The following is a 12,232-nucleotide window of genomic DNA, read 5'->3' as shown; positions in this document are numbered from 1 at the left end:
CCGGGCCGCCCCGCTGCCGGTGGCGAGCGCCGTCGTCGTAATGACCGTGCTGCCGCTCCCGCCGCAGGCGAGGGCGCAGCCAAGGCCGAGGCACCTGCCGCTGAGGCAGCAGCGCCGGCGGCAGAAGGAGGAGAAGCTTAAATGCTTATCCCACGTCGAGTTAAGTTCCGTAAGCAGCACCACCCGGGTCGTTCCGGCGCTGCTTCCGGCGGCACCGAGGTCAGCTTCGGCGAGTGGGGTATCCAGGCTCTGACGCCGGCATACGTCACCAACCGCCAGATCGAAGCGGCCCGTATTGCGATGACCCGCCACATCAAGCGTGGCGGCAAGGTTTGGATCAACATTTATCCGGACCGCCCGCTGACCAAGAAGCCGGCCGAAACCCGCATGGGTTCCGGTAAGGGTTCGCCGGAATGGTGGGTCGCAAACGTCAAGCCGGGACGGGTTCTGTTCGAACTGTCCGGTGTCAATGAAGAGGTAGCTCGCGAGGCCCTGCGCCTGGCGATCCACAAGCTGCCGTTGAAGGCACGCATTGTGCGTCGCGAAGGTGGTGAATAGAAATGGCAGTTGGTTCAAAGGAACTGGCAACCGATCAGCTCGAGACTTTCGATAAGGACCGTCTCGCAGAGGAGCTGCGCAAGGCCAAGGAGGAGCTGTTCAACCTCCGTTTCCAGTCCGCCACCGGTCAGCTGGAAAACCACGGCCGCCTGAAGGCCGTCAAGCGGGACATCGCGCGCATCTACACCGTGCTGCGTGAGCGCGAGCTGGGCATTCGTCCCGAGGTCGTTGCTTCTGCGGAGGCTCCGGTTGAGGAGAAGAAGGCCAAGAAGGCTAAGAAGTCTGACAAGGCCGAAGCCGAAACCGCCGGGACCGAAACCCCCGCTTCGGAGGATGAGGCCAAGTGAGCGAAAACACGAACAAGGATGCAACTGTGGAAGAAGCCACTCAGGCTCGCGGTTACCGTAAGACCGCCCGCGGCTACGTCGTCTCGGACAAGATGGAAAAGACCATCGTGGTCGAGGTTGAGGACCGCGTGAAGCACGCGCTGTACGGCAAGGTGATCCGCCGGACCGAGAAGCGCAAGGCCCACGACGAGCAGAACTCCGCCGGCATCGGCGACCTGGTTCTGATCGCCGAGACCCGGCCGCTGTCCGCCACCAAGCGGTGGCGCCTGGTCGAGATCATCGAAAAGGCCAAGTAGGACTTACGTCCTGCGCGGGGCCCGCCTGCCGAGCGGGCGGGCCCCGCACCCTTTAAGTTTCCCTTCCGGCACCATGGATCCCGGTCCGCCGGAGCACCCGGAAGGGTTTGGAAGGGACCGTGGTTTCGGCCGCGGACCCTTTGAAAAGCACAAGCCCCTGGCCGTGATTTCACGTCCGGGGTGTCTTGGTCATAAACTAGTAATCTTGCCTGTGCCGTTTGGAAAGACCATCCATCCTTCCGCATGGACAGAATAGGCAAATTCCCGCAACCGCCTTCGGACCGCACACGCGTGCGGCCAGGGGGAGTTACGGTGCGGGCTACCCATATCCGTTCCGCAAGGCTCAGCAATGAGAACCGGCGCGACGACAGGAGTAATAAGTGATTCAGCAGGAGTCGCGACTGAAGGTCGCCGACAACACGGGTGCCAAGGAAATCTTGACCATCCGCGTTCTCGGTGGATCCGGCCGTCGCTACGCAGGCATTGGCGACACCATTGTTGCCACCGTCAAGGATGCAATTCCCGGCGGCAACGTCAAGAAGGGTGACATCGTCAAGGCTGTCATCGTTCGCACCAAGAAGGAACGCCGCCGTGCGGACGGTTCCTACATCAAGTTCGATGAGAACGCAGCCGTGATCCTCAAGAACGACGGCGACCCCCGCGGTACCCGTATCTTCGGCCCGGTCGGCCGTGAGCTTCGCGACAAGAAGTTCATGAAGATCATCTCGTTGGCTCCGGAGGTGCTGTAGTCCATGGCTAAGTACAAGATCAAGAAGGGTGACCTGGTTCAGGTCATCACCGGTGCCAAGGCTGAGCGCGGCGGCGACCGCGGCAAGCAGGGCAAGGTCCTGAAGGTGTTCACGGAGTCCAACCGGGTGCTGGTCGAAGGCGTTAACCGCGTCACCAAGCACACCAAGGCCGGGCAGTCGGAACGCGGCACGAAGACCGGTGGCATCGAGACCGTTGAGGCCCCGATCCACATCTCGAACGTGGCGATCGTCGATCCCGAGACCAAGAAGCCGACCCGCGTTGGCTACCGCACCGAAACCGTCGAGCGTGATGGCCGTGAGCGCACTGTGCGCATCCGCGTGTCCAAGGCCTCCGGGAAGGACCTCTAATGACTGAGACTGTCACCAAGATCGTCCCCCGCCTGAAGACTCGCTACGCCGGCGAGATCAAGCAGGCTCTGCGGGACGAGTTCAAGTACGAGAACGTGAACCAGGTTCCCCGCCTGGTCAAGGTCGTAGTCAACATGGGTGTTGGAGATGCCGCCAAGGACTCCAAGCTCATCGACGGCGCCGTGCGCGACCTGACCCAGATCACCGGTCAGAAGCCACAGATCACCAAGGCCCGCAAGTCCATCGCCCAGTTCAAGCTGCGCGAAGGCATGCCGATCGGCGCCCACGCGACGCTGCGCGGCGACCGCATGTGGGAATTCGTGGACCGCCTGGTCACCCTGGCCCTGCCCCGTATCCGCGACTTCCGCGGCCTCAACGGCAAGCAGTTCGACGGCAACGGCAACTACACCTTCGGTCTGACCGAACAGTCCATGTTCCACGAGATCGATCAGGACAAGATCGACCGCGTGCGCGGTATGGATATCACCGTAGTAACCACTGCAAAGACCGATGACGAGGGCCGCGCGCTGCTGAAGGCGCTGGGCTTCCCGTTCAAGACCGAAGATTAATTAGCTACGTGAAAGGTCCCGCCCCGGCGCCCAGCGCTGACCGGAGCGAGGAAACCGTTACGAGGAAGGGCAAGAGCCCACAATGACTATGACAGATCCTGTCGCAGACATGCTCACGCGTCTGCGCAACGCCAACTCGGCATACCACGACTCAGTGTCGATGCCGTACAGCAAGCTCAAGGCTCGCGTCGCCGACATCCTGAAGGCCGAAGGCTACATCGCCGGCTGGAAGGAAGAAGAGGCCGAGGTTGGCAAGAAGCTGACCCTGGAACTCAAGTTCGGTCCGAACCGCGAGCGTTCCATCGCCGGCATCCGCCGCATCTCCAAGCCCGGTCTGCGCGTTTACGCGAAGTCCACCAACCTGCCGCACGTACTCGGTGGCCTGGGCATCGCAATCCTGTCCACCTCTTCCGGGCTGATGACTGATCGTCAGGCCGGCAAGAAGGGCGTGGGCGGCGAAGTCCTCGCTTACGTCTGGTAACGGAAAGGAAGAGATTAAATGTCACGTATTGGACGTCTCCCCATCACCGTTCCCGCAGGCGTTGAGGTCAAGGTCGACGGCAACGTAGTCTCCGTCAAGGGCGCCAAGGGCGAGCTGAGCCACACTCTGGCTTCGCCCATCACGGCTTCCCTGGACGAGAACACCATCACCGTCTCCCGCCCGAACGACGAGCGCGAATCCCGGTCCCTGCACGGCCTGACCCGCACGCTGATCAACAACATGATCGTCGGCGTCACCGAAGGCTACAAGAAGGACCTCGAGATCGTCGGCACCGGTTACCGTGTGCAGGCCAAGGGCTCGGACCTCGAGTTCGCCCTGGGCTTCAGCCACCCGGTGATCGTCAACGCACCCGAGGGAATCACCTTCGCCGTGGAGGGCGCCACCAAGCTCTCCGTCTCCGGTATCAACAAGCAGCAGGTCGGCGAAGTTGCTGCCAACATCCGCAAGCTGCGCAAGCCTGACCCCTACAAGGGCAAGGGCGTTCGCTACGCCGGCGAGCAAATCCGCCGCAAGGTCGGAAAGGCTGGTAAGTAAACCATGGCGATCAGCATTAATAAGAAGCGGACCTCGAAGTCCAAGTCCGCAGCACGCGGCCGCCGCCACCTGCGCGTCCGCAAGCGCATCACCGGTACCGCGGTCCGTCCGCGCCTGGTGGTCAACCGCTCCGCACGCCACATCTTTGTCCAGGTTGTCGATGACAGCAAGGGCATCACCGTGGCTTCGGCTTCCACCATGGAAGCCGACCTGCGGGCGCTCGACGGCGACAAGTCCGCCAAGGCAAAGCGCGTCGGTGAGCTCGTTGCCGAGCGTGCCAAGGCTGCCGGTGTTGAGGCCGTGGTCTTTGACCGCGGCGGCAACCGGTACCACGGCCGTATCGCAGCGGTTGCCGACGGCGCACGTGAAGGTGGGCTGGCACTGTGACCGCTGAGAACAACGAAAAGGAAACTCAGGTGACTGAAGCAACTGAGACCGCTGCCGCGGGATCCGCTGAAACCACCGCTGCTTCCGGCCAGGAGGACCGCCGCGGCGGCCGTCGTGGCGAACGCGGTGGCAGCGACCGTGGTGGCAACGACCGTGGCGGCCGCGGCCGTGGCCGCGACAACGCCCGCGACGCCGAGAAGGACAAGTTCCTCGAGCGCGTCGTCACCATCAACCGCGTGTCCAAGGTCGTCAAGGGCGGCCGCCGCTTTAGCTTCACGGCCCTGGTAGTTGTCGGCGACGGCAACGGCATGGTCGGCGTGGGCTACGGCAAGGCCAAGGAAGTTCCGGCGGCGATCGCCAAGGGCGTGGAAGAGGCCAAGAAGTCCTTCTTCCGCGTGCCGATCATCGCCGGCACCGTCCCGCACCAGGTGCAGGGCGAAGCCGCTGCAGGCGTTGTCATGCTGCGTCCGGCTGCTGCCGGTACCGGTGTGATCGCCGGTGGTCCGGTCCGCGCTGTACTCGAGTGCGCCGGTATCCACGACGTGCTCTCCAAGTCGCTCGGCTCGGCCAACGCGATCAACATTGTGCACGCTACAGTCGATGCGCTGCGTCGCCTGGAGGAGCCCCGCTCCGTGGCTGCCCGCCGTGGCCTGCCCCTGGACGAGGTTGCTCCGGCTATCCTGCTGCGCAACATGCAGAAGGCAGGTGCGTAATGACCACACCCAAGAATCTGACTCCGTCGGATGCGCAGTTGGAAATCACGCAGATCAAGTCCGTCATTGGCGGCAAGCAGAACCAGCGCGACACGCTGCGTTCACTGGGCCTGAAGCGCATCGGACACACCGTTGTCCGCAGCGCCGATGCAGTGACCGTCGGCATGGTCAACACTGTTTCTCACCTGGTGAAGGTTGAGGAGGCGAAGTAAAGATGGCAGAAGAGAACAAAACTCTGAAGGTCCACCACCTGCGTCCTGCCCCCGGTGCCAAGACCGCCAAGACCCGTGTCGGTCGTGGTGAAGGCTCCAAGGGCAAGACCGCCGGTCGCGGTACCAAGGGTACGAAGGCCCGTTACCAGGTCAAGGCTGGCTTTGCCGGCGGCCAGCTGCCGCTGCACATGCGCCTGCCGAAGCTGCGCGGCTTCAAGAACCCGTTCAAGGTGGAATTCCAGGTCGTAAACCTGGACAAGCTCAACGAGCTGTTCCCCGAGGGCGGCGAAGTGACCGTGGACGCCCTGGTGGCCAAGGGTGCGGTTCGCAAGAACCAGCCCGTGAAGGTCCTGGGCACCGGCGACATCACCGTCAAGATCGATGTGAAGGTTGACGCCTTCTCCGCCAGTGCCGCTGAAAAGATCGCCGCCGCCGGCGGCACCGTGACGGCGCTCTAGCAGCCCGTGACTGGTGGGGTCTTTTAGCAGCCTCTGACTGAACTCGTGGTGGCCGGTTTACGCCGGCCGCCACGAGTTCAGCCGCTTTAAGGCACACCACGTATTCTTAACCCGTTTAATGCGAACGGGTCGAGCCGATAGACTCGGATCTTGTGACTTGTCGCGCAGCGGCATCAGAAACTTTTTGGGAGGACGCTTGCTTAGCGCAATTGGCCGGGCATTCCGGACGCCGGACCTGCGGCGCAAGTTGCTGTTCACGCTCGGCATCATGACGGTCTACCGCATGGGCGTCTTCATTCCCGCCCCCGGTGTGGACTACGGCAACGTGCAGCAGTGTCTGGCGCTGGGCAACACCAGCGGCGGGCTGTACCAGTTCGTCAACCTCTTCAGCGGCGGTGCGCTGCTGCAGGTGTCCATCTTCGCCCTCGGCATCATGCCGTACATCACCGCCAGCATCATCGTGCAGTTGCTGCGCGTCGTCATCCCCCGGTTCCAGGAGCTGCACCAGGAAGGCCCGCAGGGCCAGTCCAAGCTCACGCAGTACACCCGGTACCTGACTATCGCGCTGGGCCTGCTCAACGCCACGACACTGGTGTCGCTGGCGCGGACCGGCGCCCTCCTGGGGGACTGCCCGGTTCCGATCATCCCCGAGGACAACCTGGTCACGATTTCGCTGATCATCCTGACCCTGACCGCAGGCACCGGCCTGATCATGTGGATGGGCGAGCTGATCACCGAGAAGGGCGTCGGCAACGGCATGTCCCTGCTGATCTTCATCTCGATCGCCGCCGGTTTCCCGAGCTCGCTGGGCGAGATCTGGAACACCCAGGGCGTGAACGTTTTCCTGGGCGTGCTGATCGTCGGCCTGCTGACCGTCGCCGCGGTGGTCTTCGTGGAACAGTCGCAGCGCCGCATCCCCGTCCAGTACGCCAAGCGCATGGTGGGACGCCGCACCGTCGGCGGCACCAGCACGTACATCCCGATCAAGGTGAACATGGCCGGTGTCATCCCGGTAATCTTCGCGTCGTCGATGCTGTACCTGCCGTCGCTGATCGCCCAGTTCAACACCCCGGCCGACGGCACCTCCGCGCCGCCGGAGTGGGTCAACTGGATCAACACCTACCTGGTCAGCGGGGACTCGCCGTTCTACATGGCGGTCTACTTCGCGCTGATCGTCTTCTTCACCTACTTCTACGTGGCCATCACGTTCAACCCCGAGGAAGTCGCGGAGAACATGAAGAAGTACGGCGGTTTCATCCCGGGCATCCGGGCCGGCCGCCCCACGGCGGAGTACCTGCAGTACGTGCTGGCCAGGATCACGCTGCCCGGCGCGCTCTACCTGGGCATCGTCTCGCTCATCCCGCTGATCGCCCTGGTACTGATCAACGCCAACCAGAACTTCCCGTTCGGCGGCGTCTCCATCCTCATCATGGTTGGTGTGGGCCTGGAGACCGTCAAACAAATCAACGCTCAACTACAGCAACGTCACTACGAAGGACTTCTGCGATGACACAAATGCTCATTATCGGCCCGCCCGGATCGGGCAAAGGCACTCAGGCCTCCCGCATCTCCGATCGGCTGGGCATCGTCGCGATCTCCACCGGAGACATCTTCCGCGCCAACGTGAAGGAAGAGACGCCGCTCGGCGTCGAGGCCAAGAAGTACATCGACAAGGGCGAGTTCGTGCCGGACAGCGTCACCAACAGTATGGTGCGCGACCGGTTGAAGCAGCCCGACGCCGCCGACGGCTTCCTGCTGGACGGCTACCCCCGCACCAGCGGCCAGGTCGACGAGTTGGACAGCATCCTGGCCGAGGCCGGCTCGCAGCTGGACATCGTGCTGCAGCTGACCGCCGACGACGAGGAGCTGGTCAAGCGCCTGCTCGGCCGCGCCGCGCAGGAAGGCCGCAGCGATGACAACGAGACGGTGATCCGGCGCCGGCTGGCCCTGTACCACGAGCAGACGGAGGCCGTGGTGAGCCGTTACGCCGACCGCGGGATCGTCGCGACCGTTGACGGCATCGGCGACATCGACGAGGTCACCGAGCGCATCATGTCCGCGCTCAAGTCCGTCACGGCCTGACACCCGCCAGAGAGTTAGAAGAGGCAGCCCATGGCCTTCGGCCAGCCCAGCATCGAATACAAGACCAAGGACCAGATCCGGAAAATGCGGACCGCCGGCCTGGTGGTCAGCCGCGCCCTGGATGCTGCGGTCGCCGCCGCCGTCCCCGGCGCGACGACGGCGGATGTGGACGCGGCATTCGAAGCGGTGCTGGACGAGGCCGGGGCCAAGAGCAACTTCAAGGGCTACCACGGCTTCCCCGCAACGGTCTGCGTGTCCGTGAACGAGGAAGTGGTCCACGGAATCCCGGGCGGCAAGGTGCTCGGCGACGGGGACATCATCTCGATCGACGGGGGCTGCAGCATCGACGGCTGGCACGGTGACTCCGCACGCGGGGTGATCGTGGGCACCGCCGATCCGGAAGACCAGCGGCTGTCCGACGTCACGGAGGAGGCCATGTGGCACGGCATTGCCGCCCTCGCCACCGGCCACCGCGTGGGCGACATCGGCAACGCCATCGACGATTACGTTTCGTCCGTGCCGGGCAAGCCGTTGGGCATCCTGGAGGACTACGTGGGCCACGGCATCGGCACCGCCATGCATCAGGCCCCGGACGTGCTGAACTACCGGACGAACCACCGCGGCCCCAAGATACGTCCCGGGCTCTGCCTGGCGATCGAACCAATGCTGGTGCGCGGGGACATCGAGACCAAGGTGCTGGACGACGACTGGACCGTGGTGACTACGGACGGCTCCCGGTCCTGCCAGTGGGAGCACACCGTGGCAGTGCACGACGGCGGCATCTGGGTTTTGACGGCCGAAGACGGGGGAGCGGCGAGGCTGGCTCCGCTGGGGGTTACCCCGGTGCCGCTGGACTAACCGCCCGCTGCCGCTCCCTAGGCCTGACGTCATCGAAAGGCCGGACCCGCTGGATCCTTCGTCCAGCCGGCCCGGCCTTTCGAGGTTAATCCGCAGCCCGCACATTCGAGCCCGCCCGCCGCGGCCAGTCGGCTGGCTGCGCACCGGCGCCCGCACTCCGACCCGGCCCCGCCGCGGCCAGCCCACTGTCTGCGCGCGGACGGCGCCCTCCCGAAAGGACCTTGCCCATCATGATGGGAGCCCACCACGCCCTCTCCGGCGCCGCCGCCTGGATCGCGGTCACCAGCCAGGTCCACGTGCCGCTGGATGCCCTGACGACGCCGATGGGCTGGGGCGCGCAGAGCCTCACCCTCGGCTGGGGGCTACTGGACGTGGGGCCGCTCGGCCTGATCACCGGTGCCATGGTGACCGCCGGCGCGGCACTCGTTCCGGATGCCGACCACCGCCACGCCACCATCGCCCGCTCGCTGCCGCCGCTCTCCAACGCGGTCTGCGCGGGCATCGGCGCTGTGGCCGGCGGGCACCGCAGGGGCACCCATTCGCTGATCGGCTTGGCGGCGTTCGTGGCGATCGCGTGGGTCGCCGGGCTCTGGACGGCCGAGACCGAGCGGTTCGGCACGGTCTACCCGGGCGCCGGTCTCCTGTGCGTGTTGCTGGTGGCCTTTGCCGCCAAGGCCCTGAAGTTCCTGCCCGACGGGCTCCAGAAAATTCCGTGGGTCGTCGGTTTGTCGGTGGCGGTATTCATCGCCCTGTACGCCCCGGAGCAGCACAACTGGTTTCCGCTGGCCATGGGCATCGGCGTCGTCATGCATCTGCTAGGCGACATGCTGACTACCGGGGGAGTGAACCTGCTGTGGCCGCTGCGGATCAAGCCCCCGAAGGTGTGGCGCCGGATCCCGCTGCTCAGCGTCATCTGGCGGCGGAACGGCTACTTCGCCCTGCCGCTGCTGGGCAATGCCGGTTCGGCACGCGAATGGGCGCTGCTGGTCCCGGTCAGCGCTTATGTGGTGGTCCTGCTCCTCGGGGCGTGCCTCGACGTCGGGCAGCAGAGCCTGGTGGCCATCGGTGCCGGCTAGCTGCTAGACGCCGGACTTGGGATGAGTCTGAGGGCTGCACCGAGCGGCCACGAGCGCCAACGGGCCGGCCGCTAGGCCGCTTTCATTCCCGGCGGAGGGGTGCCCGGCGGTGGCGGCGCGGTGTTGGTGTAGGTGTGCCCGGTGGGGGTCGTGGTTTCGACTTGGTGCGGGGGCCCGCCGATTGTCCGGTTGGACCAGCTTTCGGCTTCTTTGTCCTGGTTACAGCGTTCGCACAGGCCCTGTCCGTTGGTGATGGTGGTTTTCCCGCCGTCGGACCAGGCGACGATGTGGTCGATGTGCCGGATTGGGGCGTCGCACCAGGGGCCGGAGCAGACCTGGTCGCGGGCGATGACCATCCGGCGTAGTCCGGCCGGGAACCTGCGTGCTTTCGAGTCCATGCCGAGCAGTTGTCCGGTGCCCGGTGCGGTGTAGAGGCGGCGGATCCAGACGTCCGCCACGCCGCCGGGTTTCAGCTCTTTGGCGCGCCGGGTGTTCTCCCGGGCGGTCTTCCAACCATGTTCGGTGCCCGCCGGCGGCGCATTCTGCCGGGGCGCTTCGCCCGGCGGCTCCTGGTCGGTCAGCGTTCCTGCCGGCGCTCTTTGGTCGGGTGTCCTCTTGCCGGCCAAGCCCGCTGCGTGGCCGATGCCGGCCCTGGCGTTGCCGGTTGTGGGCGGGTTTTGCGGGATGCGGATGAGGTCCCGGGCGTATTGAGCCGGGACGACGCCGTAGCCAGTGAGCCAGGCCGGTTCGCTGTCGCCTTGGAGCAGGGCGCGGTCCGTCATGACGAGCTGTATTTCGGTGCGGTCCGGGTCGGCGGTGGAGGCACCGGTGACGCGTTCGAACATGGTGTCGGCCATGGCCTGGCCGCGAGTCCTGGCGTCGCCGTTGTTGCGCAACCGGTCGGCTTCGCGGTGCAGCGCGGCCATCAGGGCCACGCCCTGGACGACGGGCAGCAGTGTCCGGACGGCCACCATGGTGTCGGGTTGGGGGCGGGCGGAGACGTGCCGGTCGGCTTCGGCTTTCGCGGCGCGGTTCACCACGGCGCGGGGGTCCAGACGGTAGGCGATCCGTTTGGCTTCGGCTTCGAGTCGCCGGTTGCCCAGCCCGTGCAGGCGGGCCGGGTTGCCGGCCAGTTCCTGGTCCGCCGCGGCCCGGTCTTCCTTGGTCAGGCACGCGGTTTCGCGGACCAGGGTCGCTGCGCGCCACTCGTTCAGGTGCCCGGTGGCCAGGGCGTTGAGGGTGTGCGGCATTTCGGCGACCAGGATCTTCGCGACGCCGAGCATGAGCGCGGCGCGGTGCGGGGATTCCCGCCGCGCCAGCCCGATCTGCTTCGCGATGCCCTGGCCCTGCCGGTTCTTCGGGACCCCGGCGGCGGCGCGCCGGGCCCGCGTGGCCTCATCCAGGGCTACCTGCAGCCTGGCCTGGGCGGCGGCGGCCGCGTCCTTGGCGTTTTCCAGCGCGGTGATCCGGTCCACCAGGTCCTGTTCGGAACCGAGCAGGTCGACCCGGGCCAGGGCGCCGGCGAAGGCGTCGATCCCGGGCGTGCGAACCGGCACACCGTCTGCGGTGAGTGCAGGCCGCGTTCCCTGCGCTGCCTCGGCTGCATCGGGTGCCGTGACTGCTTTTGGTGGCTCGGGTCCTGCCGGATCAAACATATCGGCGTCTCAATCTTCGGCGTGCCCGCGGCACGGCAACGACTACGAGAGGTCGTGGAACAAGGTCCACAGACGCCGCCGGGACCCCCCCCGATGGCCAACGATGCTGCTGAACTACTAAGAACAGGCTATTAGCCGGGTACGACAGTTTCGGAACCCGTAGTGGACCGGTGGGTAGGGGAGACGTGCCGAGCGTGCTTAACCGATGCACCTCGTCCTTGCTCATCCTCATCCTCCGGGCGAGGATGAGGCCATGGCTTCTTCCATTACCGATGTGCCCGGCATCCGCGTGGGTCAGGTCCAGAAGATCGGCGACGGCTGGCTCACCGGCGTCACGGTGGTGCTGCCGCCGGCCGGGACGGTTGGCGCCGTGGACGTTCGCGGGGGCGGGCCGGCCACGCATGAGACCGATGCGCTCGATCCCACCACGCTGGTGCCCACCGCGGATGCCGTGGTGCTCGCCGGGGGCAGCGCCTTCGGGCTGGTGGCCGCGCACGGGGCGCAGCGCTGGCTGGAGGAGCAGGGGCTCGGTTTCCGCACCCAGAATGCAGTGGTGCCGATCGTTCCGGCGGCAGCCATCTATGATCTTGGCCGGGGCGGGGACATCAAGGCGCGGCCGGATGAGCAGATGGGGTACGACGCCGCTGCCTCCGCCGGCGCGATGGAGGACTTTGGTGTGGTGCAGCGGGGCAACGTGGGCGCCGGCACCGGCGCGGCCATGGGCTTCCAGCAGTACAAGGGGGGAGTGGGGACCGCCTCCCTGCGCATGGGCGGCGCTAACGAGGGCATCGTGGTCGGCGCGCTCGCGGTGGCCAATGCCGCCGGCGCGCCCCGCTCGGGAGAGCGGCGTGTGGGGAAAGAGTGTGG

General features: G+C 65.8%; 18 protein-coding genes. 17 read left to right on the top strand and 1 reads right to left on the bottom strand.

All coding sequences use genetic code 11. The features are described from left to right. Positions 1–141 precede the first annotated feature (141 nt). From rplP to AC5RV2_RS09140, 16 genes are all read left to right on the top strand, one after another. Positions 142–558: a 50S ribosomal protein L16 gene (gene rplP / locus AC5RV2_RS09215; RefSeq protein ID WP_493979215.1), complete on the top strand. Its 417-nt coding sequence runs from the start codon at positions 142–144 to the stop codon at positions 556–558. Positions 559–560: 2 nt separating this feature from the next. Next, positions 561–905, top strand: a complete 345-nt coding sequence (rpmC, locus tag AC5RV2_RS09210) for a 50S ribosomal protein L29 (RefSeq protein ID WP_493979214.1) — start codon at positions 561–563, stop codon at positions 903–905. Further along, complete coding sequence (gene rpsQ, locus AC5RV2_RS09205; RefSeq protein WP_493979213.1) at positions 902–1,201, top strand: 30S ribosomal protein S17; 300 nt, start codon at positions 902–904, stop codon at positions 1,199–1,201. The genes rpmC and rpsQ overlap by 4 nt, the downstream gene beginning before the upstream one ends. Positions 1,202–1,581: 380 nt before the next feature. Beyond that, the gene (rplN, locus tag AC5RV2_RS09200) at positions 1,582–1,950 is read left to right on the top strand and encodes a 50S ribosomal protein L14 (RefSeq protein ID WP_127511069.1); all 369 of its coding nucleotides are present in this window, start codon (positions 1,582–1,584) and stop codon (positions 1,948–1,950) included. A gap of 3 nt (positions 1,951–1,953) precedes the next feature. After that, positions 1,954–2,319, top strand: a complete 366-nt coding sequence (gene rplX / locus AC5RV2_RS09195) for a 50S ribosomal protein L24 (protein ID WP_493979212.1) — start codon at positions 1,954–1,956, stop codon at positions 2,317–2,319. Then, a complete protein-coding gene (gene rplE / locus AC5RV2_RS09190; protein WP_493989348.1) occupies positions 2,319–2,888 on the top strand; it encodes a 50S ribosomal protein L5 in 570 nt (189 codons plus the stop codon). The genes rplX and rplE overlap by 1 nt, the downstream gene beginning before the upstream one ends. Before the next feature lie 82 nt (positions 2,889–2,970). Continuing rightward, positions 2,971–3,369: a 30S ribosomal protein S8 gene (gene rpsH, locus AC5RV2_RS09185; protein WP_136784914.1), complete on the top strand. Its 399-nt coding sequence runs from the start codon at positions 2,971–2,973 to the stop codon at positions 3,367–3,369. 18 nt (positions 3,370–3,387) lie between these two features. Beyond that, positions 3,388–3,924, top strand: coding sequence for a 50S ribosomal protein L6 (gene rplF / locus AC5RV2_RS09180; RefSeq protein WP_494067517.1), 537 nt, complete (start codon positions 3,388–3,390; stop codon positions 3,922–3,924). A gap of 3 nt (positions 3,925–3,927) precedes the next feature. Next, on the top strand, positions 3,928–4,311 hold the full coding sequence (gene rplR, locus AC5RV2_RS09175) for a 50S ribosomal protein L18 (protein WP_127511074.1): 384 nt from the start codon (positions 3,928–3,930) through the stop codon (positions 4,309–4,311). Continuing rightward, a complete protein-coding gene (gene rpsE, locus AC5RV2_RS09170; RefSeq protein ID WP_493989347.1) occupies positions 4,308–5,024 on the top strand; it encodes a 30S ribosomal protein S5 in 717 nt (238 codons plus the stop codon). Before rplR ends, rpsE begins: the two co-directional genes overlap by 4 nt. Further along, positions 5,024–5,236: a 50S ribosomal protein L30 gene (gene rpmD, locus AC5RV2_RS09165; protein WP_127511076.1), complete on the top strand. Its 213-nt coding sequence runs from the start codon at positions 5,024–5,026 to the stop codon at positions 5,234–5,236. The genes rpsE and rpmD overlap by 1 nt, the downstream gene beginning before the upstream one ends. Before the next feature lie 2 nt (positions 5,237–5,238). After that, complete coding sequence (gene rplO / locus AC5RV2_RS09160; RefSeq protein WP_494092081.1) at positions 5,239–5,694, top strand: 50S ribosomal protein L15; 456 nt, start codon at positions 5,239–5,241, stop codon at positions 5,692–5,694. 196 nt (positions 5,695–5,890) lie between these two features. Beyond that, positions 5,891–7,204, top strand: coding sequence for a preprotein translocase subunit SecY (gene secY, locus AC5RV2_RS09155; RefSeq protein WP_494092080.1), 1,314 nt, complete (start codon positions 5,891–5,893; stop codon positions 7,202–7,204). Beyond that, entirely contained in the window at positions 7,201–7,776 is a 576-nt protein-coding gene (locus tag AC5RV2_RS09150; RefSeq protein WP_494092079.1) for an adenylate kinase, read from the top strand. Before secY ends, AC5RV2_RS09150 begins: the two co-directional genes overlap by 4 nt. A gap of 30 nt (positions 7,777–7,806) precedes the next feature. After that, on the top strand, positions 7,807–8,634 hold the full coding sequence (gene map / locus AC5RV2_RS09145; RefSeq protein WP_494000473.1) for a type I methionyl aminopeptidase: 828 nt from the start codon (positions 7,807–7,809) through the stop codon (positions 8,632–8,634). 230 nt (positions 8,635–8,864) lie between these two features. Further along, the gene (locus tag AC5RV2_RS09140; RefSeq protein ID WP_494092078.1) at positions 8,865–9,710 is read left to right on the top strand and encodes a metal-dependent hydrolase; all 846 of its coding nucleotides are present in this window, start codon (positions 8,865–8,867) and stop codon (positions 9,708–9,710) included. A gap of 71 nt (positions 9,711–9,781) precedes the next feature. Here AC5RV2_RS09140 and AC5RV2_RS09135 read toward each other — a convergent pair whose 3' ends face one another. Beyond that, a complete protein-coding gene (locus tag AC5RV2_RS09135; protein ID WP_494092077.1) occupies positions 9,782–11,266 on the bottom strand; it encodes an HNH endonuclease in 1,485 nt (494 codons plus the stop codon). A gap of 352 nt (positions 11,267–11,618) precedes the next feature. On the opposite strand from AC5RV2_RS09135, the gene AC5RV2_RS09130 reads away from it, so the two are divergent. Continuing rightward, a partial coding sequence (locus AC5RV2_RS09130) for a P1 family peptidase (RefSeq protein ID WP_494092076.1) occupies positions 11,619–12,232 on the top strand: 614 nt, incomplete at its 3' end.

It is taken from the genome of Arthrobacter sp. Y3225116, assembly GCF_059091245.1.
This window is presented reverse-complemented; position numbering and strand designations above follow the sequence as displayed.

What these genes read in the sequence shown, in the direction of transcription:
- rplP (WP_493979215.1), top strand. Translation starts at nt 142, where the DNA reads ATGCTTATCCCACGTCGAGTTAAGTTCCGTAAGCAGCACCACCCGGGT.
- rpmC (WP_493979214.1), top strand. Translation starts at nt 561, where the DNA reads ATGGCAGTTGGTTCAAAGGAACTGGCAACCGATCAGCTCGAGACTTTC.
- rplX (WP_493979212.1), top strand. Translation starts at nt 1,954, where the DNA reads ATGGCTAAGTACAAGATCAAGAAGGGTGACCTGGTTCAGGTCATCACC.
- rplE (WP_493989348.1), top strand. Translation starts at nt 2,319, where the DNA reads ATGACTGAGACTGTCACCAAGATCGTCCCCCGCCTGAAGACTCGCTAC.
- rpsH (WP_136784914.1), top strand. Translation starts at nt 2,971, where the DNA reads ATGACTATGACAGATCCTGTCGCAGACATGCTCACGCGTCTGCGCAAC.
- rplF (WP_494067517.1), top strand. Translation starts at nt 3,388, where the DNA reads ATGTCACGTATTGGACGTCTCCCCATCACCGTTCCCGCAGGCGTTGAG.
- rplR (WP_127511074.1), top strand. Translation starts at nt 3,928, where the DNA reads ATGGCGATCAGCATTAATAAGAAGCGGACCTCGAAGTCCAAGTCCGCA.
- rpmD (WP_127511076.1), top strand. Translation starts at nt 5,024, where the DNA reads ATGACCACACCCAAGAATCTGACTCCGTCGGATGCGCAGTTGGAAATC.
- rplO (WP_494092081.1), top strand. Translation starts at nt 5,239, where the DNA reads ATGGCAGAAGAGAACAAAACTCTGAAGGTCCACCACCTGCGTCCTGCC.
- AC5RV2_RS09150 (WP_494092079.1), top strand. Translation starts at nt 7,201, where the DNA reads ATGACACAAATGCTCATTATCGGCCCGCCCGGATCGGGCAAAGGCACT.
- map (WP_494000473.1), top strand. Translation starts at nt 7,807, where the DNA reads ATGGCCTTCGGCCAGCCCAGCATCGAATACAAGACCAAGGACCAGATC.
- AC5RV2_RS09140 (WP_494092078.1), top strand. Translation starts at nt 8,865, where the DNA reads ATGATGGGAGCCCACCACGCCCTCTCCGGCGCCGCCGCCTGGATCGCG.